This is a genomic window from Streptomyces sp. SCL15-4, from assembly GCF_033366695.1.
Lineage (GTDB): Bacteria > Actinomycetota > Actinomycetes > Streptomycetales > Streptomycetaceae > Streptomyces.
The window spans coordinates 4516118-4538681 of the sequence record NZ_JAOBTQ010000001.1; the positions used below are offsets into that span (position 1 = coordinate 4516118).

Consider the following 22564-nt stretch of genomic DNA (forward strand, 5'->3'; position numbering starts at 1 on the left):
AGGGGGGATGTGATACTCACTGGGCTATCTCCGGCTGAAGCCGCTTCAGCCGGAGATAGTCCGCCGGCCCGTACGCCGTACCGCACCACTGGCAGGTGACGACCGCCTGGCCGGGGTACGACCGCAGGGCGGCCCCGCACACCACCGGGTCCTCGCCGTCGCCAGCCTCGACCTGGGCGACGCAGTAGCCGATGTGAGTGCCGCGCCGGGCCCGCCGCTCGTCCGGGTCCTCAGGGTCCACGATCGACAGGACGTCGCGCTCCAGGTCGCGGACCTCTGTCGCCATGACGCCGGCCATCGGCCAAGAGCCCCCGATCCACTCCATGTTGAGCGACAGCGCGCGGGCCGCGACGAGGACACGACGCTCGACGGCGGTCGGTACGACGGGGCGGCCCCAGCCGCGGTCCGCCTGCATCGCGGACCGCCAGTCCTCCAGGACCCCGGCGATGCCGCCAGCGGCGCGGAGGCTGAGCACGGTCTCGCGCACGGGCAGCGGCGCCTCGGCCGGGGTGGTGCGCCCGTACTGGGGGGTGCCGCTGGCGGGGGCGAGGAACGCGGAGAGCGCGGCCCACAGCCGGGGCATGCGGTCGAGCCGCTCGGTGGTGGCGAGCGTGCAGCCGGGGCACAGGTAGCCGTGCTCCAGCTGTCGCTCGCACAGGCCGCAGGTGTTCACGGCGTGCTGGTCTCCTTGGGTTCGGCGATCCTGGCGGCGATCCTGGCGCGGATGTTGGCCGCCACCGGGTCCTCAGCGCTGTCGTCCTTGAGCACCACGCGGGCGTAGGTGTCCAGTTCGTCGCACCACTTGGTCAGCCGCTCCAGAGCGGCTTCGGCCTTCAAGGCGCGGTCCTTCCACTCGTCGCCTCGGCGCCAGCCGCGGTTCGCGTTCTCGTACAGCTCGTCCAAGGCGTCGTCGTTGATCGTGTCGGCGGTGTAGCGCTTGGGGGTCACAGGTAGCTCCCGGTGAGGGGGACGGTGGTGATCCGGTGCTTGCCGCGGCGTTCGAGGCCCTGGCCGTCCAGGTCGCCGCCCCAGTAGGTCCGGCGGCGGCGCGCACAGCGGCAGACCCGGGCGTCGGCGGGGAGGAAGTGGCCGCGGGGGCAGCGGCGGCGGCTCACGACTGCGGCTCCTCGTCCGCGCGGGCCAGGAGCTGCCAGGCCTGGCCGAGGTAGCGCTCGCGGTCGGCGTCCGGCAGCTGGTCGTACGGCGGCGCATCTCCGGTGAGGGCGGCGGTGCCGGCGCGGAGGCGGGCGAGGGCGGGGACGGTGAGTCCTGGCGTGGTCTGCTGCGCCTCGCCAGTGGTCGCCTCGGCGGCGGGCTGCGCCTCGGAGATGGCCTTGCGCAGCAGATGCGCGACGGCGAGTGCCCCGCGGTAGGGGCCGGCGCCGATCTCGGCCTCCAGGGCGTTCAGCCGCATGCCCTCGGTGTAGGCGATCTCGTATGCCTCCCGGAGCACGGCGGCCCGGTCGACGGGCGGGCCGGGCGGGAGCACCTCCCGGCCGACGTACGCGGCGACGCGCACCGTAATGGTGGCAGCGAGGTCGGCGATGCCGGCCGGGGTGCCGAGGGTGAGCGGGGTCTCGCGCAGGGCGCCGGTCACGACGCGAACGAGCGGGGCCAGTTCGGTGAGGTCGGGTTCGGCGGTGGTGGTGCGGTCGGTCATGGTCGCTCCAGGTGGGTAGGGTCGGTGGAGACATGCCTGGGCCGGGGCGCGCGGGTGGCGTTCACGACAGCACCGCCGCAACCCGCTGCCCCAGCCACTGGGCGACGTTGCAGGAGACGGCGTTCCCCGCTTGCATGGTCTGCTCGCCCTTGTTGCCGAGCACGATGTAGTCGTTCGGGAACCGCTGCGCCAGCAGCTGCTCGCGAGGTTGGATCATCCGGTAGTGGCAGTCCTCCAGGGCCGGGGCCGCAGCCAGTAGGCCGGCGGAGTCCTTCGTGCCGAGCGTGTGCAGCGGCTGTGTCACGGGCTTCGTGGCGGCGTTGCGGTACGGGATGACGAGCCAGTGGTGCCGCCCTTGTCCGGTCACAGTGTCGACCGGCTCGGTCACGGGGCGGGCGCTGCTGTGGCGGCGCAAGGTGACGATGAACGATTCGTCGGCTTGCGGCGGTACAGCGAGCGCGTGGCCGTCCCGGGCGGTGATGGTCCCGAACGGCTCGGCGAGACTGCGCACCATGTCGACTGGGCGCGCGTTGCCGCCGTAGTTCTTCACGTAGAACGCCCCAGTCGGGACGAGGACGGCGTCGCCGATCTTCGCGGTGCGCGCCGGGAGGGGAGAGCCGTCCGCCGGAAAGGCACGGCCGTCGTGCCCGCCGTGGTTGACGGTCAGCACCATCCGCCGGTCGCCGAGCAGCTCAAGGCCCTTGCGGATCCGAGCGACGGTGTTCTTCGCCAGGGGGCGCAGCCCCTTCGCCTCCCGGTCCCCGATGCGGACGCCGAGGTTCGACCAGTCGATGATCGAGGCAGCCGGCCGAACGTAGGGCTCGACGACCGCGTGCCGGCAGCGCGTTCCGTTGGGGCAGCGGTAGACGTACTGAGCGCCGTACTTGCCCAGCTTGCGGCCGGGCTTCTTCCATGACTGGAAGGCGTGGACGGTCTCCTCGCAGACCGGGCACCAGGCCCGCGGGCGGGGCTGAACGTCCGGCAGGGGGACGCCCTTGCGGGTGCAGATGATGTAGATCCGGTCCCGCCACTGCGGCGCCGGGGCGTTGCCCTTCTCGTCTCCGGCGTGCGCCGAGGACAGGGACACGAACTGGATGTTGTAGCCGAGGGTGCGCATGCCCGACAGCCACACGTCGAACAGCTCCCAGTCCGCAGCCTCCATCACGTTCTCGACCAGGACGGCCTTGTAACGGTGAACCTCGGTGGCGCGGATGACGTCCCAAAACGTTGCCCGGGTCCGCTCGAACGCGGCGCTAGGGACGGGTCCTAGCTCCTCGATGCCCAGCTGCCCGGCTCCGGCGGGGGTACGGCGGCGGCGCCCGCCGGCAGGGCTCAGCTCGGTGCAGATCGGCGAGGCCCACAGGATGTCGGTGCGCGGGAGGCGCCGCATGTCGTAGTTGTTGACGTCGGCGCAGAGGTGGTCGGCGTTCCGGTGGTTCGCGGCGTGCGTCTCGATGGCCCGCTGCCAGTGGTTCGCGGCGAGCTTGAGTTCCAGCCCGGCGGCGACGAGGCCGGTGGAGGATCCTCCAGCGCCGCAGAAGATGTCGGTGAAGGTGAGGGACATGGTGACCTCCGTGGTGTGATGGGTGGAGGTCCGGGCCTGATAGCGACAGGCCCGGACCGCTACGCTGCGGGGATCAGCTGGCCCAGGACGCGGCCGACGCGCTCCTGGTCGATCAGGTCGGCGACGTCGCCGGCGGTGCTGCCGGGCGGGATTCGGATGCCGAGGCGGTGAGCCAGCGCGCACTGCCTGCCCGTGGGCCTGTCCTGACGCCAACGGGCCTGGCGGGTGACGAAGGCCTGTGGCGCGAGGGTCTTGGCTTGGTGCTCCAGCCAGGCCAGCGCCTCGGGCAGCGGCCGTGCGACGTCGGTCTTCGGCGGGTGCACGCCGTCCGCCTGCGTCCAGCGGCGCATCCGGTAGAGCCGGGTGCCGGGGTCGCGCTGCAAGAACAGGAACATGGCGCTGGTCAGCCGGATGAACCAGACGCCGTCCTGCGTGCGCAGCCAGCGGATCGCCGACCCGCCGAAGAGGTTGATCTCCTCGGCCTCGACCCGCGCGGCGAGCGCACGCCGCTGCTCGGCGGCCGCGTGCTCCTCGGCGATCTGCCGCAGGCTCCGGCCGGCCTCCGCCTGGCCGATCTCCCGCTCCGTCAGGTCGACCATGCTGGCGAGCTTGTGGCGGGTCGCGGCGCCCATGACGTCCAGCAGCAGCGCGTCCGCCTTCCCGGGAGCCGGGCGCAGGCCGCGGCCGACCATCTGCACGTACAGGCCGGCGCTCTTGGTCGGCCGGGCGACGACAACGCAGGACGTGCGTGGCGCGTCGAAGCCCTCCGTCAAGACCATGCAGTTGGTGAGCACCTGGACGTCGCCTGCTTCGTACCGGGCGAGGGTCGCGCGGCGCTCGTCGCGGCCCATGTCGCCCCACACTGGGGCCGCCGTGATGCCGGCCGCGCGCAGCGACGCGGCGGCGGCCTGGGCGGTGGCGACGGTGGGGGTGAAGACGACACCAGGGCGGTCGGCGGCATGGTCGCGGTACGCCTTGGCGATGGCGTCCAGCGCTCCAGAGTCCTCCAGCGCCTTGCCCAGCTGGCCGTCGACCAGGTCGCCGCCGCGGGTACGGACCCGGTCGAGGTTCAGGGTGTCGACCTTGATGGCCATGCCCCGGACGTCGCACAGGTAGCCGTCGCTGATCATGTCGAGGATGTCCAGGCGGTACACGACGTCCTGCCAGACCTCGGCCAAGCCGCCGTCTGCGCGGGCCATGGTGGCTGTGAAGCCAGCCACCGGCACACCGCCGTCCCAGGCGCCGAAGTGCCTCAGGACCTCCATGTAGGTCGGGGCGGCGGCGTGGTGGCACTCGTCCACGATGATCAGGCCGATGTCCCGGATGGCCTCCCGCCGGCGGGGCACGGCCAGGGTCTGGACGCTGGCCACGATCACGTCGGCGTCCGCGTGGTCGTCGCGCTGGGCCTTGACGATGCCGACCCGCAGCATCGGGTCGACCGAGAGCAGCTTGGAAGCGGCCTGCTCGATCAGCTCCTCCCGGTGGGCGATCACCAGGACGCGGCGGCCGTCGAGGCTGTCGAGCATCTGGTGCGCCAGGTGGGAGAAGACGACGGTCTTGCCGGCGCCGGTCGGCAGGACGACGGCCAGGCGCTGCTGGCCGGCGGCCCAGCCCTGGCGTAGCGCCTCGATGGCGTCGAGCTGGTACGGGCGGGGTGTGAAGGACACGGGTCACCTCGATTCGGTGGAGAGGGGAGATCGGTACGCGCTGCGTACCGGCTGCGTACCGGCTGCGTACCGGGCAAAAAGGTGCTGTGACCTGCTCTTATGTCTCTCTCTAGAGACAGTGGTACGCAGGTACGCAGAAACACACAGGGGTCGATGTGCGCAGGCGCACGCGCACACACGCGCACGCGCGCCCACGCCTGAGGGGTGCCATTTCCAGGCGACTGCGTACCGCCCCGAAACCAGCTGTCGATACGCGTCTGACCTGCGCAGACGAGAGGCGCAGGGTGGTACGCACCTCGTGCGTACCACCGCCCCCAGGGCTCTCATACCGTCTCGTCCTGGTCGCCGAAGGCGATGCCCTCCGGAGTGAACGCGAGGCACTTCGCCCGGGCGCCGCCGAACCGCCGGGGCACCAGATGCGGCGGGCGCTGGCTCTTGAGCACCTTGAGGTATCCGGCGTCGACCCAGCTGCCGACCACGGCGTCCAGCGAGTAGTCGGCGTCCGCCAAGATCTTGCGGACCCGCTCCGGCAGCAGGGCCACCTCGGTGACGCCGTCCTTGGTCGACAGGACGCCGAGCCAGCCGGAGTACGGCGGTTTCTCGTGCAGGGCCGCGCGGGTGACGCTGAAAAGTTCGTGCGCGTGCCCTGCCACGTACTCCCGTACGACGTCCAGCGCCATCTCGGGGCGGTTGTCGGTGGGGTTGTGGGCGGTGAAGAGCCCACGCCAGATGTCGGCGCTGAGCGGCTCGTACGGCAGCAGCCCGATGCGGCACGCGAGGATCTCGGCGAGCGCGAGGACGGCGACCATCGGTGCGCGTCTGTTGGTCATGTCGCCGGCGCCGCGGAACTCGGCCACCAGCGTGCGGTGGTGCTCCTTGAGCTTGTCCCGCCCGTTCGGCTGCGCCAGGCCGCTGAGGATGTACTGGATGAACTCGGGCCCGGCATGCCCGTGGTGGGCCAGGACGCCCTCGCGGACGGCGGCCGCCGTCGCGCCGCCTCCGTCGCCGAAGGGGGCAGTTGTGGTGCCGAGGATGCGGGCGGCGGCGCCCTGGCTGGTCGTGAAGCTGAGGGCCGGCCGTTCGCCGGAGGACAGGAGGATGGTCTCCCAGGGCAGCATGTTGCCGAACGCGCCGCCGCTGCGGGCCTTCCCGTGGTTCATCGGGAGCTGGTAGAGCACCTCATCGATGAGGGTGTCGTCGGTGACGGCCATCGTCTCGTCGAAGACGGTGACGATGCCGCGGACGAGGTTCAGCCGCTTCTCGATCGCGTACAGGGTGGTGCGCCAGTTGCTCATCGCGGAGGCGTGCTCGGACGGGTCCGCCCACACGCTGAGCGCGCACTGCAGCGCGGTCGTCTTGCCCTTGGTGGACCGGCTGGAGATGTCCAGCGTGAAGGAGTTCAGGCCGAGCGGCTTGAGCAGCGGGGCGGCGAGCGCGGCCGCGACGGCCACACGCGGCACCGGGAAGTCGGCCAGCTGGCCGATGGTCTCTCGCCAGCCGTCCAGCCCGCCCTTCCTGGCGTGCGCACGTGCCGGGCCGCGCTGCTCCTCGAAGGGGACGTCGACCTTGATGCCGTCCTCGGGGGAGCTGACGAACGTGCCGTCGTCCTGCCAGCCCAGCCAGCGGGCCAGCTGCTCGGACGGGATGCGTCCGACGTTGGCGGCCTCGAACTCGGCCAGCCACTTCTCGACTGCCCGGGCGTCGCCCTCGACCGCCGGGAGCCCGGCCGAGCCGAGCGTCTCGATCAGCTTGCGGCCGCGCTTCGCGGTCTCCCGGCTGACGATGCGGGAGATGCGGCGAGGCCGGCCGAGGCTGCGGTCGATCCACGACAGCTCCACGTACTGGTCGCCCTCGGGGTCCTCGAACGTGGCGCTGACGACCAGCGGGGCAAAGGTGACCCGCGTCCAGTTCTCGCCGCTGGTGCTGAGGACCTCCACCCCTCGGCCGGTGAGCCGGTAGTCCCAGGGCGTGCGCACCGTGGCGGGGAGACCGAAGGCGCTGGCGTAGTCGTAACCCTCAGGGGTGTCCGCTGGATCGTCCAGCGGCGCCTGGCCGGCGTGCTCGTCGTCGGCGGTCTCTTCGTCCGGCGCAGGGGGCGGGGCCGCGGGAGCGGCGGCGGGGGTGCCGCCGACGGGGGTCAGGTGGCGGCTGCCGTAGCCGAGGCGCGCGAGTTCGCGGGCGGCCGCCTTGTGGTCGCCGCCGTGGCTGAGCAGGGCGTAAGCGCCGAACTTGCTGTACGGCACCTCAGGCTGGAACTCGGAGCCGGTGGCGAAGACGAACAGCCGGTTGTGCTCGTCCCGTCCAGTCGTGGCCTTCACTCCGCCGACGCCGTCGGCCCATCCCCAGTACGTCTCGCTGCCACGCGTGGACAACGGCCGGAAGACGCCACGGAGGACGTCCGCCCAGTCGGCCCGGGCCTCGAAGTCGTCGCCGGGCCGCAGAGCGCCGTCCGGCCGGGGCGGTGCGGTCCGTGGCGCCGTCTTGGGGGACTCGGCCACGGGCATCGCGTCGAACGCCTGGCACAGTGCGTACAGGGCGTCCATGTCCTCGGGCCCGAGGACGGGCATGCTGGTCGGGCCGCCGGAGAGCCGGACGTACGGCCGGCCGCTGGGGTGAGTGGTCCCGTGGGACGGCGCGATGACGACGAAGCCGCCCTCGCCGCGCGTCTCGATCAGGGTGCGCACGATCTTCGCGCCGGGCTTCTCTGCGACGCGCTGCTGCTCTTGCGGGGTGTACTCGTCCGGCCTGGCGAGCCGCTGGGCCAGCTTCTTGTTGGCGGCGGCTGGCCTGCCCTCGATGACGACCTTGTAGTGGACACCGCCGGACGGCGACTGGTCGGCCCAGCCGGTGGTGACAGCCTGCCAGAGGTCGCCCAGGCCGCTGTCGGCGGCGAGTTCGGCGACAGCAGTGAGGACTCCCTCGCGGACGGCGAGGCCCTCGAACTCGATCAGCTCGATGTTGCCAGACACGGCACCGGTGACGATGCCGATGCCGGTGCGCCGGCCGTCCCCGAACCACGCATCATGCTCGGCGGGGGTGGAGCGGTCGACCTTGTACTGGGTCCAGCTGCGGACGTCCGGTGCCTTGGTGCCATCGGCTCGGACCGGCAGGACGCACAGGCCAGCGGCGTGCAGCTCTCGGGCGGCGGCCCGGAGGTCGGTGGACTGTGAGTCAGTCAACGGTCGTTCTCCTCATGGAACCCCCGGTGCACATCCCGGACCCCGGCGATGAAGGCGCGCAGCTCGGCGAAGCCGTGTTGCGCGGCGGTGACAGGGCGGCCCTCTACCGGGCGGGGACAGCCAGGGCGGTGGCAGATGTAGCGGGCGCGGCGGCCGTCCAGATCGACGTGGAGGACGCCAGCGAGGCGCTGGATGGCGGGCGCGCGCCCCGGAGCGTCCCGGGCGCGCGCGACGTCAACCGTCACGGTGCAGTCCGGGACGTGCGCGCGTGCCAGCCGTCGATGTCCTCCACGTGGCCGGCCGCGACGGACGCCTGGAAGGCGGCCGCGCGCGCAGCGGCTTCGTCGCGTTGTGCGACTTCCTCGCGCAGCAGGACGAGAGTGCGGGCTGGCCGCTGTCCGGCCGGGACGATGGCCATGCCTCCGCCGCCGGCCGTCCAGATGATCATCGTCCGGAAGACTTCGTCGTCGCGTGACGTGTGCACGGTGATGTCGTGTTGCGCGGCGTACGCGCGCAGCTGCTCGCGGGCGAGGATGTCCGAGACCCAGGCGATGCTGGAGCTGGGGGCACCGTTGATCCGGATCAGGTCACCGAGGGCGTCAAGGACGGGAGCCAGATCCTGGCCGACGACCAGCTTCGCGGCCTCGATCTGGATCAGGGTGCGGGCGACATCGGGCGTGGTGGTCGGCGTGGTGGCCGTGGGAAGCTCATGCACGAGCGGACCCCTTACTTGCTGGCGTGAGTGGGTGCGGACTGCTCGGACGGCGCTTCCGGCTGGACCCCGGGGGCGCCGTCGTCATCGGTGGCTGTTGCCGACTGGACCTCGACAACAGCGGGTAGGCCGAGAAAGGCCAGGAGGTCCGTCTTGCGGACTCGGAACGCGCGCCCGAACCGCACGACCTCGATGGGGAACTCGCCCGCCTTGATCAGGTCGTAGCCGAGCGTTTCGCCGATGTTCAAGGCGGCGAAGGCCTGCAGCGCGGTCGGCATGGCGGGGAGCTGGCGAACCTGCTCCAGAGAGAGTGGAGCGGCGGTCGTCATACGGCGCCCTGCGCGACGATGAAGGTCCGGCCCGCCCTCTCCATCGGTATGAACAGCACCAAGAGGTCGATGCCGAGGGCAGCGGCGATGGCCTTGGCTTTGGCCTCGGGCACAGTGCGCTGAGCACCGGACATGAGGGCGCCGATCGTGCCGTTCGCGATGCCGGCGGCCTCTGCGAGGCCGCGGCTGGTGATGGCATGGCCAGTGCCAGTGCGCTCCATCAGCATCTTCAGCCGGTCGCTGCTGGCGACGGCGTACATGGTGGGCGGAGTGTGCGCGGACATGTGCGTTCACCTCATGGGACGGTTCGTTCATCGCGCTGAACGGCGATGACCAAGAGCATCACACGAGCTGAACGTCCTGTCCAGCGTGCTGAACGGAGCGGTCAGGGTTGGCCTAGTTTTTGGTCAATGGAAGGGGGCGGGCTGGCGAACGTGACTCGCCTACTGAACAATCCGTCCAGTGAGTGGAACGACAATGGACAATGACCAGCGCATATCCATCGACGGCTCCAAGGGCGTAGCTGAACGATCACAGCGCATACCTCGACCCAGGAGTGGCAGGATGATCCCCATGGCGGCGCATAACGATCAAGCGACACGAGGGCCCGGCAGTCCCGAACGCCGCACGCAGTTCGCGGACTTGATCAGGGCCCGGAGGGCGGAGCTGAGGCTGAGCTTGAAGGAATTCGCGACAAGGTCCGTAGATCCGGTGACTGGCACGAGCGTCACGCGTGGCTGGATCTATCGCTTGGAGACCGGGGAGTCGGTGATCCCTCCGCAGCTACCCGAGCTGCGAGCCTTGCGTGCCGCGTGCGATCTGCCACTTGAGCAGCTGCAAGACGCTGCCGGCGCACAGTTCTTCGGGGTGGATCCGCTGGTGAGCGGCTCCACCGAGGCCAAGGCCTACGTGCACAAGCTAGATCGCCTCCCGGCTGAGCAGCGTGACCGCCTGCTTCGCCTCATCGACACTCTCGTCCCGCCGGACGACCCGAGCGCAAGTTGAATCGATCATTCCCCTAAACGTGACTCCCTGTAGTTAGAGTCAGCGCAGTGTAGAGATCTGTTGTCCGTGGTGCGATCATGTCCGGACGCCATTGACCGCAAATGTGCTGGTCGATGGGTTTAGATCGAACGCAAGTGCGGGCACATGCCGGAAGGATGGGGGAGGCTGCATGGAGTCACAGCGCCAGCAGGCGCGAGCCTGGTACTTCTTCAGTGATGAGGTACCGGACGGCGAAGTGATAGTGCCAATCAAGACACGATACGGCCTCGCGTTCGCGTGCCGACCCGGCGAGATGACCCAGCGCATGCTCGACGGGCTGAACGAAGCCGCGAGGCACGTACTCGGCGTGGGACTGGCGACCATCACCGACAATGAAAAGCCGCCCGAGCGGAAGGAGTAGTGCCGATGCCGTCAGCTCGCCGGGCCGGAAGCGTCTACCGTCGATGCGAGTGCCGCGATGATGACGGCAAGCTGCTGGGGCAGAAGTGTCCCAAGTTGAAGCGCAAGAACCATGGTGCGCCGGCGATCCGCCAGGAACTGCCGCCGGACGCCGAGGGGAAGCGCAGAACGTTCCGGCGCACCGGGTACGAAAGTGTGACGGAGGCCCAGGGCGACCTCTCCCGCCTGCAGGCCATCCTCGACCTCCCCGGCGATGACCCTACGGAGCAGCAGCGCGTAGGCGACCTACTCGCGGATATCGCGAAGCGCCGCGCGGCCATCCCCAAGGCCGCTGAAGTCCAGCGCCGCCTCGGCGTGGGCATCCCGCTCGACGGCACCACTACGGTCGGCGAATGGCTTGACCGGTGGATGGCCAGTAAGAAAACCCGGCCCACGACGAACCGCGGCTATTCCTCGCACATCCGGGTTCACCTGCGGCCTCGCCTCGGGCACTACCGTCTCGACCGCCTGACCGTCGGCCACGTCCAGGAGATGTTCGACGCGATCGCCGACGAGAGCGACGTCATCCGTGCTGAGAACGCCGCCCGTCGCGAGCAGGCAGCGCGAGCGAAGTGGACGAAGCCGGGACGGCCACCGGCCAAGGAGCGCGAGCGCCTGGCCGCTGAGCGCGCGAAGCTCGCCGAGATGAAGCCGTACCGGAAGGCAAACGGGCCCGCGACACGGCACGCGATCCGCCGCACCCTGCGCACCGCGCTGAATGCCGCGATCGCCCAGCAGCTCATCACCTTCAACGCCGCCAGCCACGTCGAGCTGGGCTCCAGCGCGCGCCCCAAGGGCCTGCTTTGGACCGCCGAACGAGTCGAACGCTGGCGCGAGACCGGCAAAAAGCCCAGCCCCGTGATGGTGTGGAGCCCTGAGCAGCTTGGGGCTTTCCTGGACGTCGCCGAGGACAACAGCCGGTTGTACGCCTTCTATCACCTCGTCGCGCACCACGGCCTGCGCCGTGGTGAAGGGGTCGGCGCTGACTGGTCGAACGTGCACCTGGACGCCAGACCCGCCCGGATCGATGTGCTCACCGAGATCGTGGTGGAGGGCTGGGAGCCCGTGGAGACGGTGCCCAAGACGGACTCCTCCATGGCCTCCGTGACGCTCGACCAGGGGACCGTGGCTGTACTGCGCGAGCACCGGGCCCGCCAGGAAGCAGAGCGTCAGGCGGCCGGGGCGGCTTGGACAGAGACCGGAAAAATCTTCACGACGGAGACAGGCGCCTGGCTGCACCCAGATGTGGTCAGCAAGGAGTTCCGGCGCCTGGTGGAGCTGGCAGACCTGCCGCCCATCAACCTGCGCGACCTCCGACATGGCGCGGCCGCGCTGGTGAAGGCCGGCGGCGGTGACATTGACGACGCCAGCAAGAAACTCAGGCACTCCACGATCGTGCTCACCGCCGACACGTACATGAGCCTCTTCCAGGAGTACGAGGAAGGGCTGACGGAGCGGGCGGCGGCCGCCGTGCCGCGGGCGCGCCGTGGGACTGGACCGGCCCCTGCCGCGGGCTCTGGACCGAGGCAGGGGCCGGGAGTAACAGCGTCGCAGCCAGCAGACGCTGAATATGACGCCTCCACGCTACGGGCCAGCACTGATGACGGGTAGGCCTCGGCGTAGACTTGATACCAGAGAAAGGGCCTCTGACCTGCGGGTCGGGGGCCTTCCTGCTGGCCCCGTGCTGGCCCGGAAGCCACATAAGAACACGGTACGAGGCGGCACGAGACACGGCGAAGCGGGTGTGGTGAACGAACGCTAAACGCCCCTGACCTGGGGAAGACGGCATGGCGGATGGTGTGCCGGTACTACGCGGCACGAGACGCCTTGAGGGCTCACCAGACTTTTAATCCATTGGTTGTGGGTTCGAGTCCCACAGGGCCTACGGTTCGCGGGTGGCCTTATGGCCTTTGACCTGCGGTGGAACGCCCGGGTCGGCTTCGGTCGGCTCGGGCGTCCGGCTGTGCGGTCAGGCCTGGCCCCGCTGCCCGTCCTCCGGAGAGGGGATCGGGGCGCCCTGGAAGGCGCGGGTCGCTGCCGCCTGGGCGGTGCGGTTCAGGGTCCGGTTCACGTGGTCCAGGTGCTCGGTGACGCGCGTCATGCTCGTCAGGGCCTCGTCGACCCGGCGCGCGATCTCCTCCTGCTCCGCGGGCGGGGGCAGCGCCAGCCGCGCGTCCATGAGCGACTTCTGGGTCAGCTTCCGGCGCCCGGTCGACCCCGACGTCAGCGGGATGAAGTCGTAGAAGGACAGCAGGATGTTGAGCGCGGCCGGTGTGATCCCGTTCTTCGGGCGCAGCACGTGGGCGTGGTTGTTCACCCAGGAGGGGCCCGTGATCAGGTAGGAGAAGGGCTTGGTGCGGCCGGTGAACGTCTCGTCCTCCACGACGAGGACGAGCGGCTCGTCGAAGAGCGCCTCGTCGATCCAGCCGACCTGCCCGTTCGCGCCGTAGTACGGGACGGAGCCCGGGCGCTTGGCGCGCTCGGTGTTGTTGACCGGCTTGCGCATGCGGTCCAGGCACTCGGTGATGTCCTTGACGCGCACCTGCTCCCAGCCGGCGGGCAGGTCCGCGTCGGGGCCTTCGGTGTGTGCGCGCCGCCAGTCCTCGGTGAGGCGGCCGGTGGAGGCCGAGGAGTACAGCGAGCGGGTGGCGCCCTCGATGATGCGCCGGGCCGCGGCCAGCCGCCCGGCGGCTGCCTTGGCGTGGTGGTTGACCAGCCGCAGGTGCTCGACGATCCGGAGCTGCTCGTCGAGGGACGGCAGCGGGATCTCCGTGTCCCGCAGGAAGCCCGCCGGGACGCGCGCCTGGCCGACGGACCCGGTCATATGGGCCTCGGCCTCGGTCCGGTACGACTTCTGGCGCACGAAGTTCCACAGGTACCGGGCGTCGACCGCCGGGCCGGGGCGCAGCACGTGGAATTCGGTCGAGCCGAAACCATGGCCGTTCGGCAGCTCCGGCACGACGGCCGACTTGCCGTTCTCCATGCACGGAGTGATCTTGGCGAAGAGGACGTCACCGGGGGCGAAGGTCCGGTAGCTCTTGGCGCGCAGGGCGCCGAGGGGCCGTTCCTCCACCCCGGAGATCTCGCCGGAGGTCTCGTCCACGGCGGCCATCGGCACGAAGCCGACGGGGTCCTCGTCCCGCAGCTCCTGGTACTTGGGCTTGGGCGGGTTGATGCGCGCCACTTCGCCGATCGCGGTCAGCGGCCAGCCGGTCACGCGCGGGCTCCTTCGTCGCCGAAGAGCTTCTGCAGCGCGGCGATGTGCCCGACCGCCAGCTTGAGTTCCGTCAACGCGTCGGCGATGAGGTCAGCCGGCTCGGGAGCGTCTTCGAGCTCGTCGGTCTCCTCGTCGCGCATCCACTTGAATGCGTAGCTGTCGAGCTTGTAGTCGGCCTTCTTGACCTGCTCGATGCCGAACGCGCGCCAGCGCCCCTCGGGCGAATCCGTCTCGCTCCGCGGGGACTGGCCGTGGGGGTCCGAGCCGTAGCAGCGCTCGAACTCGGCGAAGTGGGCGTCGGTGAGCGGGCGGGAACGCTTGGTGATGGAGGGGACGTTGGCGCGGGCGTCGTACAGCCACACCCTGCTGGTCGGGCGCCCCTTCGTGAAGAAGATGACGTTCGTCTTCGTCCCCGGAGTGTAGGGGTTGAACGTTCCCCTCGGGCAGCGCAGGACGGTGTGGACGTCCGCGTCCTCCATGAGGATCTTGAACACCTCGCCCGCCTTGTCGGCGAACAGGACGTTGTCCGGGACGACCACGGCGGCGCGGCCTCCCGGCTTCAGGATCGTGAGGACGTGCTGGAGGAAGTTGAGCTGCTTGTTCGAGGTCTCCACGGTGAAGTCCTCGCGGACCGGGATGTTGTTGGCGCCGCGGTTGCCGAAGGGCGGGTTGGTCAGCACCACGTCGAAGCGCCGGTCCGTGGGCGCCTCCTCGATGGAGTTCCCGAGCGTGATGTGCGGCTCCACCTGGTGGAGGTACAAGTTCATGAGCGCCAGCCGGCGCGGCCGGGCGACCAGTTCGTGGCCGTAGTACGTGGCGGTCTTCACCCGCTTCGCGGTGGCCCGGTCCAGCGCGCCACCGGTCTGGTCCTTCAGCCATTCGTACGCCGCGACGAGGAAGCCGCCCGTGCCGCACGCGGGATCGCTGATCGTCAGCTGCCGGTTGGTGCGCGGGTCCGGCCGCATGAGCCGCACCATCGAGCGGATCAGCGGGCGCGGGGTGAAGTACTGTCCTGCGCCCTTCTTTCCCTCGGCGGCGGATTTCTCCAGCAGCCCTTCGAACGCGGCCGCCTTGACGTCGACGTCGAGGCTGGTCCAGTCGGTCTCGTCGATCACCTTGATCAGCCGGGACAGCGCCGCGGGATTCGCCAGCCGGTTCTGGGAGCCGGAGAAAATGTCGCCGAGAATACCGGGCTGCTTTCCGAGCGTCCGCAGGGCGTTCTCGTAGGTCTCGATCAGCTCCATGCCGGACTGCCGGCGCAGATGCGGCCAGTCCGTTTTCCTGGGAAGCTTGAGTTCCTGTTCGTCGGCCATTTTGAGGAACAGCAGATAGGTCAGCTGCTCGATGTAGTCGCCGTAGTCGACACCGTCGTGGCGAAGCGTCGAGGCATAGCCCCAGAGTTTTCCAACGACGTCGGTCATACGGCGGCAAGCTCCTCGTTCAGATGCTCAAGCAGTTCGGACAGGTCGTCGAAGACGCGACGGGCGCGCCTCCAGCCCCCGGGAGCCGACAGGATCGGGATGAGATCGAAGTCCTCGCGATCGATCGACAGGTTCTCGACCAGGTGCTGTTCAATGTAGTCCATCCACTGGCGCTGTTCCGGGGTGAGCGTGCGGCCGCCGGTCACCTTGGCCACCGCCGAGGCGACTCGTTCCTGCGCGGTCAGCAGCGGGGCGTCGTCGCGCGCGGCGCGCTTCACCATGGAGATGATGTCCACGAGGGCCTTGCCGTACGTGGCACGGAAGGCGCGCTCCAGATTGGCTTCGGTGAAGTGCTCGGGCGTCCGGCTGAGCACGTCGCGCAGATCGGTCAGGACACGGGGGCTCCAGTCGCGCGGGCTCTTGAGCAGCACCGAGAACGCCTCGAGGGTTTCGCTCTCCTTGCGGACGTACTCGCTGAACGCCACCAGATAGTCCGCCGGCCGGTACTCCCGTCCGGCGGCGCCCCGGATGAGCCATTCCGAACGGACGTCGTCCACGGCACCGCCGGCCACCAGGAACGTCTTCACACCCCGCGGATAGTTCTCCAGCAGATCCTGGAAGGCCGCATCCCGGAGGATCTTCATGGTGCCGACGAAAGAGGTGCGCAGAAGAACGGGAAGCTTCGCCGCCCAGTCCGCGATATCGCCGTCGGGAAGGAAAGCGGCGAACGCCTCGTATCCCTCGCCGCTCATCGACTTGGCGATCCGCTGGAGTCGCTTGACCAGACGGCGGACGTTGTGGTCGCGGTCCTTGTTCTGCCAGATATCGGCAATTATCTGACGGGTGGACTTGTTGTCGCTCTCGGCCGGTTCGGCGGTGATTCCGGTCGTGTTCTTGAAGTACTCCATGAGACTGCCGTCGAAGCAGTCGAACACGACGAAATGATCCTTGTCCGGAGCCTGCGCGCCTCCCTTCCGCGTGCCCCGTCCCAGCATCTGCTCGAAGAGGATGCGGGACTTCACGGGGCGCAGGAAGACCAGGAACTCCAGGTCCGGGATGTCCACGCCCGTGGTCAGCAGGTCCACCGTCACGGCGATCCCGGGCCTCGGCCGGTTCCGGAACTCCCGGATCCGCTGGAGCGGGCGGTCGACCCGGCCGGTGATCTTGACGGCGAAGTCCTCGCCGCGGTCGAAGATCTCCCGGGCCATCTCCACGAGCTGGTCGGCGTGCGAGATGTGGGCGATGTCGTTGTGGGCGAAGATCAACGTCTTCGGGAAGCGGCCGTGCGCGGCCTCGAACTCGTCCGTGTAGTGCTTGAGCTCCTGGAGGATCTTGCGGTTGGAGTCGGGCGCGGTGACCTTGCGCTCCACCTCTTCGGCGTCGAACCGCCGTTCGTCCTCCAGCAGGTCGAGCTGCTTGGTGCCGGTCCGCGGGTCGATCTGGTCGACCTGCTCGCCCGCGTGCAGGAACACTCCGTTGATGCGGACGTCAGAGCGTATTTTCACCACGTCGTAGTCGACCAGGTGCCCTTCGCGCACGGCCCGTTCGTACTCGTAGCGGTAGACCATGTGCTCGAAGTACGCCATGGTGTGCGCGGCCGGAGTGGCGGTCAGGCCGATCTTGACGGCGTCGAAGTGGTCGAGGGTGTCCCGCCAGACGGCGCGCTCCTTCGCCGAGTAGCCCCGGTGGCACTCGTCCGCGACGATCAGGTCGAACGTGTGGATGGGGATGTCCAGCTGCTCGACATCGGCGTCGCTCTCCTCGTCGCCGAACCGCAGGGCCCGCTCCCCGCCGAAGAGGTTCATGGACATCCGCTGGATGGTGGTGACGTAGACGAAGGCGTCACCCAGCTTCGGGTCCGTCAGCAGGGAAGCGGGCATGACGTTGAAGTCGAACGCGAGGTCGTCCGCGACGTCCTCCCGTCGGAGGGCCTGGGAGTAGACCGGGTAGATCTTGTCGAACTTCATGCCCGGCTCGGCTTCGAAGGACGCGAACTCCCGCACGGTCTGGGCCGCGAGCGCGCGCCGGTCCACCAGGAAGAGCACGCGCCGGGCGACACCGGACTTCATCAGGCGGTAGACCTGGTTGACGGTCGTCAGCGTCTTGCCGGTGCCGGTGGCCATCGCGAGGAGCATCTTGCGCTTGCCCTCGGCGATCGCCTGCTCGACGGCCTCGTTGGCCTCCACCTGGTAGGGACGGAGCCGCTGGGGGAACGGCAGGGCGCGCAGCGCCGCGAGCTCCGCGTCGGCGTCCCGGTTGAGGAACTCGGCGAGCGCGGACGGCGTGTGGAAGGCGGAGACCCGCCGCGAACGGTTCCGCTGCCGGCGCACGTCGTGGAAGTGGATCTGCTCGCCGTTGGTGGAGTACAGGAACGGCACGCCGAACTCACCGCGGATGAGCGGGCCGTCCGCCATGCCCCGCGAGTAGCGCTCGGCCTGGGTCAGCACGCCCTGCGGTCCCACCGTGACCCTCTTGGCCTCGACGACGCCGCGGACCGCCCCGTCGTCGGTGAGGGCGTAGTCGGCGGGACCGGCGGCGGTCGGCCATTCCTCGACCGCGGAGGCCGGAGGCGGAGAGGCGGTGTACGACGGCTGATACGGCGTCACCTTCCAGCCCGCCGCTTCCAGCTTCGGGTCGATCCGGCGCTTGCGCGTCGCGGCTTCACTCTCCATGGCAGCCTCCATGATCCGCCCACCCCGGGCCGCTCGAAACGCCACCCGTAGCCCTTGCCGACCGGCCGGGTGATTCTCGTGTCCCACTGTAAAGAGGGGGACTGACAGCCGGTCCGAGGAAAGAAGGAGGCCGGGACGCGAGGACGCGGAGGGCGCCGGGGAGTTGGCCGGTGCGGTGGACGGCAACCGGGCGACGGGACCACCGGGACGGGCGGAAGCGGCCGGCCGGTGTCCGTGAGGCGCGGAGCGGAAGCGGTCGGCCGGTGTCCCCAGGGCGCGTGAGGCGGAAGCGGCTCACTCATGGGGCGACCGGCGACGCATGCCGTCCGGCCCTGGGTCCCACCGTCCGATCGCCGGTTACGCTGCCGACCCCCCACCTCCCCGCCCGGGGCCCGGGTTCGCCGCCCGGTACGCCCGGAGGGCACCGACGCTCGCCCTCGCCGTACCGGCCGCGCTGCGACTCCCGGCCCGACGCCACGCCTGATCCCACCGGCCCGTCAGCCCGCTGTCGCCTCCGTCGGTTCGGTCAGTGTGAGGGTGTGCCGGGTCTGGAGGGCCTTGGCGCGCAGGTAGCGGATGTTGTGGGCGGTGGTGAAGACGCCGGTGGGCACCCGGTCCCGGACGGTGAGGCCCAGCGCGCGCAACTGGCCCGCCTTGTCGGGGTTGTTGGACAGCAGGTCCAGCTCCGTGACGCCGAGGGCGGTGAGCATCTGGGCGGCGGCCGTGTAGTCGCGGGCGTCCTCCGGGAGGCCGAGGGCGGCGTTCGCCTCGTAGGTGTCGAGCCCGTCGTCCTGGAGGGCGTACGCGTCGAGCTTGTTGTAGAGGCCGATGCCCCGGCCCTCCTGGCGGAGGTAGAGCAGGACCCCGCCGCGGCCGGCGATCAGCTCGACCGCCTCGCGCAGCTGCGGGCCGCAGTCGCAGCGGGCGGAGCCGAAGACGTCGCCGGTCAGGCACTCGGAGTGCAGCCGCACCAGCGGCACCGGGCCGGGCTCGCCCAGGACGAGGGCGAGGTGCTCCCGGCCGTCGGTGAGGCCGTGGAAGGTGACGAGGTCCGCGTCGGCGCCGTAGCCGTCGGCGAAGCGCAGCGGTACCCGGACGCGGGCGCGCGGGGTGGCGGCGGGGAGGTCGGGCATGCGGATCCCTCCGGGACAGATGCTTCAGATTTGAAGCAGTGGCTCGCGGGGACCCTACCCCATGCTTAAAAGTTAAAGCAATCGTCCTCGCCGGGACCGGACCAGGTCAGGAGCAGGACGAGCGGCGCCGCCAGGGAACGTCGCCCCCGCCCGCCGCGGTCCCCTCGCCCTGCAGCCCGTGCGCGATCCCCGTACAGATCGCCTCCAGCTGCCCCACCTGCTCCGCGGTGAGCCGGTCGAACAGCAGCGCGCGGACCGTCTCGACGTGCCCGGGCGCCGTCCGCTCCAGCACGGCCGTCCCCTCCTCCGTCAGCACCGCGAGCGAGGCGCGTTTGTCCTCGGCGCAGTTCTCCCGGCGCACCAGGCCGTCCCGCTCCAGCCGGTTCACGACGTACGTCAGCCGGCTGCGGGTGATCTTCAGCGCCTCGGCGAGATCGGTCATGCGCAGCCGCCGCCCGGGCGCGTCGGAGAGGTTGGCCAGCACCGAGTAGAACAGGTGCGGCATGCCGCCGTCCTGCTGGAGCTGCCGGTCGATCGCGTCCTCCAGGAGGCGGGAGGCGGCGATGTAGGCGCGCCAGGCGCGCTGCTCCTCCGGAGTGAGCCAGCGGGTCGTCATGCCGCCAGTGTAGGTTTGTTCAAAAATTGAACCAAGCTGTCGCGGGCCCGCCTCGCCGCCCGCCTCCGGAAGAGAGAGCGCCGATGCCCCTGCCGTACGTGCTGCTGTCCGCCGCCGTCTCCCTCGACGGCTATCTGGACGACACGGGCCCCGAACGGCTCCTGCTGTCCGGCCCGGCCGACTTCGACCGGGTCGACGAGGTGCGGGCCTCGGCCGACGCCATCCTCGTCGGTGCCGGCACGATCCGCGCCGACAACCCCCGTCTGCTGGTCAACTCCGCCGAGCGGCGCGCGGCCCGGCGCGCGGCGGGCCGGCCGGCGTATCCGCTGAAGGTCACGGTCACCGGCTCCGGCGACCTCGACCCGGCGGCGCGCTTCTGGCACACCGGCGGCGACAAGCTCGTCTACACCACCGACTCCGGCGCCGTACGGGCCTCGCGCCTCCTCGGGAACATCGCCGACGTGGTCCCGCTCGGTCCCGCGCTGGACTGGCGGGCCCTGCTGGAGCACCTGCACGACGTGCGCGGGGTGGAGCGGCTGATGGTCGAGGGCGGTGGCACGGTCCACACCCAGCTCCTGGCGGAGGGCCTCGCCGACGAACTCCAGCTGGTTCTCGCCCCGCTGCTCGTCGGCGACCCGGCGGCCCCGCGGCTGTTCGGGCCCGGTGCCTACCAAGAGGGACGCCTGCGCCTGCTGGACACCCGCCGGATCGAGGACGTCGTCCTCATGCGCTACGCCCCCACGGCCCCCGGCACGGCCGCCGCCACCGCCGCCGACCGCCACTGGCTGCGCACCGCCTGCGAGCTGGCGGCCCTGTGCCCGCCGTCGCGGACGGCGTTCAGCGTCGGCGCGGTCGTGGTCGCCGCCGACGGCACGGAACTGGCCCGGGGCCACTCGCGCGAGGGCGGCGACGCGGTGGTGCACGCCGAGGAGGCGGCGCTCGCGAAGACCGATCCCGCCGACCCGCGCCTCGCCGGCGCCACCGTGTACTCCAGCCTGGAGCCGTGCACCCGCCGCGCCTCCCGGCCGGCGCCCTGTGCCGAGCTGATCCTGCGGGCGGGAGTGCGCCGGGTGGTCACCGCCTGGCGGGAGCCCGACACCTTCGTCACGGCGGCCGACGGAGCGGGCGTGCTGAGCGCGGCGGGCGTACGGGTCGTCGTCCTGCCGGAGCTGGAGGAACTGGCCAAGGCGCCGAACGCCCATCTGCCGGGCTGAGCGAGCGCCCGGGCGCGCCCGGGCGCACATACACCCAGGGCCCGGAATCCTTGGGATTCCGGGCCCTGGGCCTTCAGTAGCGGGGACAGGATTTGAACCTGCGACCTCTGGGTTATGAGCCCAGCGAGCTACCGAGCTGCTCCACCCCGCGTCGTTGTGACTCCAGTGTACGCCATCCGCGGGATGGTTCGCACACCGGTTTCGGCGGGCCCGCAACCGGTGACCGGGGACGTCACGGTGAGTGATCAGGTGAGCGCCGTACGCATAACATCTGAGTAACCATCAAAACCTCGAGTGACTGCTGAACCGTTCCGAGGCCCGATCAACTTGCCCGTTTTGACGGGATAGTTGCCGATAACCTCACCAGTAAATTCCTTGTTGATCGGGGCGAACGGCTTGGAAAGTGACTGGCAAGTCTATTAACGTTCGATAACGCAGCGCGGTCGTCCCAGCCGTCACAAGAGGCGGCTCCGCGCGCACGCGCCGAATCCCGCGAGGGAACCGGGGAACCACCTTTCTGGGGTGAATCACGCGGATACCGTCGTGTACTCACGCGAGTCCACGACCGGATATACGCGCGTAGGAGACCTTCCTGCTCCGAACCCGTCAGCTAACCCGGTAGGCGGAGGAAGGAAAGGAGCACGCCCGCGTGGCGTCCAACCGGCCTGTCCCCGAAGCCCCGTCCATACCGGCACAGCGCGAGTCCGAGCCCGAGACCTTCGGCTACGGTGCCTACCGCGCCGACGAGGGCCCGTGGGAGGAATGGAACCCCACCGAGGACTCCGTCGCACCGGTCCGCGGCCGGCACCGGGTTGCCAAGCAGCGCGGCGGCTTCGCGCGCAGCTCCACCGTCCTCGGCGTCGGCGTCATGGCCGCCGTCGGCGCGGGCGGCATGGCCAGCGCCAACACCGGCAAGCCGCCGGTCTCCATCTCCCTGCCGGACCTGCCCTCGGTCGGCTCCCTCTTCCACGACGGCTCCGGCGCCGACCGGCCCGCCGCCGAGGCCACCACGCTCAGCACCGTCGCCGTGGCCTCCGACCCGGGCCAGGACAGCGCCGACGCGGGCGAGGTGCTCCGCAACCGGATCATGGCGCAGGCCGAGCAGCAGCAGGGCCAGGCCGACAGCAGGGCGGCCGCCGCCGCGCTCGTCGCCGCCGAGAAGCAGACCGCGCGGGCCGCCGCCGAGGCCGAGCGGGAGGCCGCCGCCAAGGCCGCCGCCGCGAAGGAGAAGGCGGAGGCCGACGCGGAGAAGGCCGAGGCCGAGGCCAAGAAGGCGGCGGAGGAGAAGCGGCTGGCCGAGCTGGCCAGGCAGTACGCGCTCCCGACCTCCTCGTACACGATCACCTCGACCTTCGGGCAGGCCGGCTCGATGTGGTCCTCCGGCCACCACACCGGACTCGACTTCGCCGCGCCCACCGGCACCCTGATCAAGGCCGTGCACAGCGGCACGATCACCGAGGCGGCCATGGCCGGCGCGTACGGCTACCGCACCATCCTCACCCTGGACGACGGCACCGAGCTGTGGTTCTGCCACCAGTCCTCGATCAACGTCACGGCCGGCCAGAAGGTCGCCACCGGCGAGGTCATCGGCCGCGTCGGCGCCACCGGCAACGTCACCGGCCCGCACCTGCACCTGGAAGTCCACCCCGGCGGCTCGCCCACCGGCATCGACCCGATGGCGTGGCTGCGCGACAAGGGCCTCACCCCCTGACGGCCTTCCGGGAGTAGCGGGAATCC

At 70.3% G+C, this 22564-nt stretch carries 21 protein-coding genes, 1 tRNA gene and 1 riboswitch; of the genes, 5 read left to right on the forward strand and 17 right to left on the reverse strand.

Features of this window, described 5'->3' with window-relative positions; genetic code table 11:
• Window positions 1–16: 16 nt before the first annotated feature.
• The 11 genes from SCK26_RS19890 to SCK26_RS19940 form a co-directional block, all read right to left on the reverse strand.
• Window positions 17–673, reverse strand: a complete 657-nt coding sequence (locus tag SCK26_RS19890) for a hypothetical protein (protein WP_318202648.1) — start codon at window positions 671–673, stop codon at window positions 17–19.
• Window positions 670–948: a hypothetical protein gene (locus SCK26_RS19895; RefSeq protein WP_318202649.1), complete on the reverse strand. Its 279-nt coding sequence runs from the start codon at window positions 946–948 to the stop codon at window positions 670–672. Before SCK26_RS19895 ends, SCK26_RS19890 begins: the two co-directional genes overlap by 4 nt.
• On the reverse strand, window positions 945–1115 hold the full coding sequence (locus tag SCK26_RS19900) for a hypothetical protein (RefSeq protein ID WP_318202650.1): 171 nt from the start codon (window positions 1113–1115) through the stop codon (window positions 945–947). Before SCK26_RS19900 ends, SCK26_RS19895 begins: the two co-directional genes overlap by 4 nt.
• Window positions 1112–1660, reverse strand: coding sequence for a hypothetical protein (locus tag SCK26_RS19905; protein ID WP_318202651.1), 549 nt, complete (start codon window positions 1658–1660; stop codon window positions 1112–1114). The genes SCK26_RS19900 and SCK26_RS19905 overlap by 4 nt, the downstream gene beginning before the upstream one ends.
• Window positions 1661–1721: 61 nt before the next feature.
• Entirely contained in the window at window positions 1722–3224 is a 1503-nt protein-coding gene (locus SCK26_RS19910; RefSeq protein WP_318202652.1) for a DNA cytosine methyltransferase, read from the reverse strand.
• A gap of 59 nt (window positions 3225–3283) precedes the next feature.
• Entirely contained in the window at window positions 3284–4891 is a 1608-nt protein-coding gene (locus tag SCK26_RS19915) for a DEAD/DEAH box helicase (RefSeq protein WP_318202653.1), read from the reverse strand.
• A 323-nt stretch (window positions 4892–5214) separates the two neighbouring features.
• Window positions 5215–8070 carry a DUF927 domain-containing protein gene (locus SCK26_RS19920; protein ID WP_318202654.1) on the reverse strand — a complete coding sequence of 952 codons (2856 nt, stop codon included), beginning with the start codon at window positions 8068–8070 and terminating at the stop codon, window positions 5215–5217.
• The gene (locus SCK26_RS19925; protein WP_318202655.1) at window positions 8067–8315 is read right to left on the reverse strand and encodes a hypothetical protein; all 249 of its coding nucleotides are present in this window, start codon (window positions 8313–8315) and stop codon (window positions 8067–8069) included. The genes SCK26_RS19920 and SCK26_RS19925 overlap by 4 nt, the downstream gene beginning before the upstream one ends.
• Complete coding sequence (locus tag SCK26_RS19930) at window positions 8312–8785, reverse strand: hypothetical protein (protein WP_318202656.1); 474 nt, start codon at window positions 8783–8785, stop codon at window positions 8312–8314. The genes SCK26_RS19925 and SCK26_RS19930 overlap by 4 nt, the downstream gene beginning before the upstream one ends.
• Before the next feature lie 11 nt (window positions 8786–8796).
• Window positions 8797–9111, reverse strand: coding sequence for a hypothetical protein (locus tag SCK26_RS19935; protein WP_318202657.1), 315 nt, complete (start codon window positions 9109–9111; stop codon window positions 8797–8799).
• Window positions 9108–9395: a helix-turn-helix domain-containing protein gene (locus SCK26_RS19940; protein ID WP_318202658.1), complete on the reverse strand. Its 288-nt coding sequence runs from the start codon at window positions 9393–9395 to the stop codon at window positions 9108–9110. The genes SCK26_RS19935 and SCK26_RS19940 overlap by 4 nt, the downstream gene beginning before the upstream one ends.
• A 289-nt stretch (window positions 9396–9684) precedes the next feature.
• Here SCK26_RS19940 and SCK26_RS19945 point away from each other — a divergent pair, with 289 nt between their 5' ends.
• The 3 genes from SCK26_RS19945 to xerC all read left to right on the forward strand — a co-directional run bounded on the left by SCK26_RS19945 (window position 9685) and on the right by xerC (window position 12165).
• Window positions 9685–10116 (forward strand): helix-turn-helix transcriptional regulator, encoded by a 432-nt coding sequence (locus tag SCK26_RS19945; RefSeq protein ID WP_318206051.1) that lies wholly within the window; start codon window positions 9685–9687, stop codon window positions 10114–10116.
• A 169-nt stretch (window positions 10117–10285) separates the two neighbouring features.
• Window positions 10286–10516, forward strand: a complete 231-nt coding sequence (locus tag SCK26_RS19950) for a hypothetical protein (RefSeq protein ID WP_318202659.1) — start codon at window positions 10286–10288, stop codon at window positions 10514–10516.
• Between the two features lie 5 nt (window positions 10517–10521).
• Window positions 10522–12165: a site-specific integrase gene (xerC, locus tag SCK26_RS19955; protein WP_318202660.1), complete on the forward strand. Its 1644-nt coding sequence runs from the start codon at window positions 10522–10524 to the stop codon at window positions 12163–12165.
• A 358-nt stretch (window positions 12166–12523) separates the two neighbouring features.
• On the opposite strand, the gene SCK26_RS19960 is transcribed toward xerC, so the two are convergent.
• From SCK26_RS19960 to SCK26_RS19980, 5 genes are all read right to left on the reverse strand, one after another.
• Entirely contained in the window at window positions 12524–13771 is a 1248-nt protein-coding gene (locus SCK26_RS19960; RefSeq protein ID WP_318202661.1) for a restriction endonuclease subunit S, read from the reverse strand.
• Window positions 13768–15192, reverse strand: coding sequence for a class I SAM-dependent DNA methyltransferase (locus SCK26_RS19965; RefSeq protein WP_318202662.1), 1425 nt, complete (start codon window positions 15190–15192; stop codon window positions 13768–13770). The genes SCK26_RS19960 and SCK26_RS19965 overlap by 4 nt, the downstream gene beginning before the upstream one ends.
• On the reverse strand, window positions 15189–17864 hold the full coding sequence (locus tag SCK26_RS19970; protein WP_318202663.1) for a DEAD/DEAH box helicase family protein: 2676 nt from the start codon (window positions 17862–17864) through the stop codon (window positions 15189–15191). The genes SCK26_RS19965 and SCK26_RS19970 overlap by 4 nt, the downstream gene beginning before the upstream one ends.
• A 497-nt stretch (window positions 17865–18361) precedes the next feature.
• Window positions 18362–18997, reverse strand: a complete 636-nt coding sequence (locus SCK26_RS19975; protein WP_318202664.1) for a GTP cyclohydrolase II — start codon at window positions 18995–18997, stop codon at window positions 18362–18364.
• Between the two features lie 106 nt (window positions 18998–19103).
• On the reverse strand, window positions 19104–19613 hold the full coding sequence (locus SCK26_RS19980) for a MarR family transcriptional regulator (protein WP_318202665.1): 510 nt from the start codon (window positions 19611–19613) through the stop codon (window positions 19104–19106).
• 83 nt (window positions 19614–19696) lie between these two features.
• On the opposite strand from SCK26_RS19980, the gene SCK26_RS19985 reads away from it, so the two are divergent.
• Window positions 19697–20827 carry a dihydrofolate reductase family protein gene (locus tag SCK26_RS19985; protein ID WP_318202666.1) on the forward strand — a complete coding sequence of 377 codons (1131 nt, stop codon included), beginning with the start codon at window positions 19697–19699 and terminating at the stop codon, window positions 20825–20827.
• A gap of 77 nt (window positions 20828–20904) precedes the next feature.
• Here the strand turns inward: SCK26_RS19985 and SCK26_RS19990 are convergent.
• Window positions 20905–20978, reverse strand: a tRNA-Met gene (locus SCK26_RS19990).
• A 320-nt stretch (window positions 20979–21298) separates the two neighbouring features.
• Window positions 21299–21469, forward strand: a riboswitch (cyclic di-AMP (ydaO/yuaA leader).
• 7 nt (window positions 21470–21476) lie between these two features.
• Between SCK26_RS19990 and SCK26_RS19995 the strand changes: the two genes are divergently transcribed.
• A complete protein-coding gene (locus SCK26_RS19995; protein ID WP_318202667.1) occupies window positions 21477–22538 on the forward strand; it encodes a M23 family metallopeptidase in 1062 nt (353 codons plus the stop codon).
• Window positions 22539–22564: the final 26 nt, after the last annotated feature.

What these genes read in the sequence shown, in the direction of transcription:
- SCK26_RS19965 (WP_318202662.1), bottom strand. Translation starts at nt 15,192, where the DNA reads ATGACCGACGTCGTTGGAAAACTCTGGGGCTATGCCTCGACGCTTCGC.
- SCK26_RS19985 (WP_318202666.1), top strand. Translation starts at nt 19,697, where the DNA reads ATGCCCCTGCCGTACGTGCTGCTGTCCGCCGCCGTCTCCCTCGACGGC.
- SCK26_RS19945 (WP_318206051.1), top strand. Translation starts at nt 9,685, where the DNA reads ATGGCGGCGCATAACGATCAAGCGACACGAGGGCCCGGCAGTCCCGAA.
- SCK26_RS19905 (WP_318202651.1), bottom strand. Translation starts at nt 1,660, where the DNA reads ATGACCGACCGCACCACCACCGCCGAACCCGACCTCACCGAACTGGCC.
- SCK26_RS19975 (WP_318202664.1), bottom strand. Translation starts at nt 18,997, where the DNA reads ATGCCCGACCTCCCCGCCGCCACCCCGCGCGCCCGCGTCCGGGTACCG.
- xerC (WP_318202660.1), top strand. Translation starts at nt 10,522, where the DNA reads ATGCCGTCAGCTCGCCGGGCCGGAAGCGTCTACCGTCGATGCGAGTGC.
- SCK26_RS19910 (WP_318202652.1), bottom strand. Translation starts at nt 3,224, where the DNA reads ATGTCCCTCACCTTCACCGACATCTTCTGCGGCGCTGGAGGATCCTCC.
- SCK26_RS19950 (WP_318202659.1), top strand. Translation starts at nt 10,286, where the DNA reads ATGGAGTCACAGCGCCAGCAGGCGCGAGCCTGGTACTTCTTCAGTGAT.
- SCK26_RS19980 (WP_318202665.1), bottom strand. Translation starts at nt 19,613, where the DNA reads ATGACGACCCGCTGGCTCACTCCGGAGGAGCAGCGCGCCTGGCGCGCC.
- SCK26_RS19935 (WP_318202657.1), bottom strand. Translation starts at nt 9,111, where the DNA reads ATGACGACCGCCGCTCCACTCTCTCTGGAGCAGGTTCGCCAGCTCCCC.
- SCK26_RS19970 (WP_318202663.1), bottom strand. Translation starts at nt 17,864, where the DNA reads ATGGAGAGTGAAGCCGCGACGCGCAAGCGCCGGATCGACCCGAAGCTG.
- SCK26_RS19940 (WP_318202658.1), bottom strand. Translation starts at nt 9,395, where the DNA reads ATGTCCGCGCACACTCCGCCCACCATGTACGCCGTCGCCAGCAGCGAC.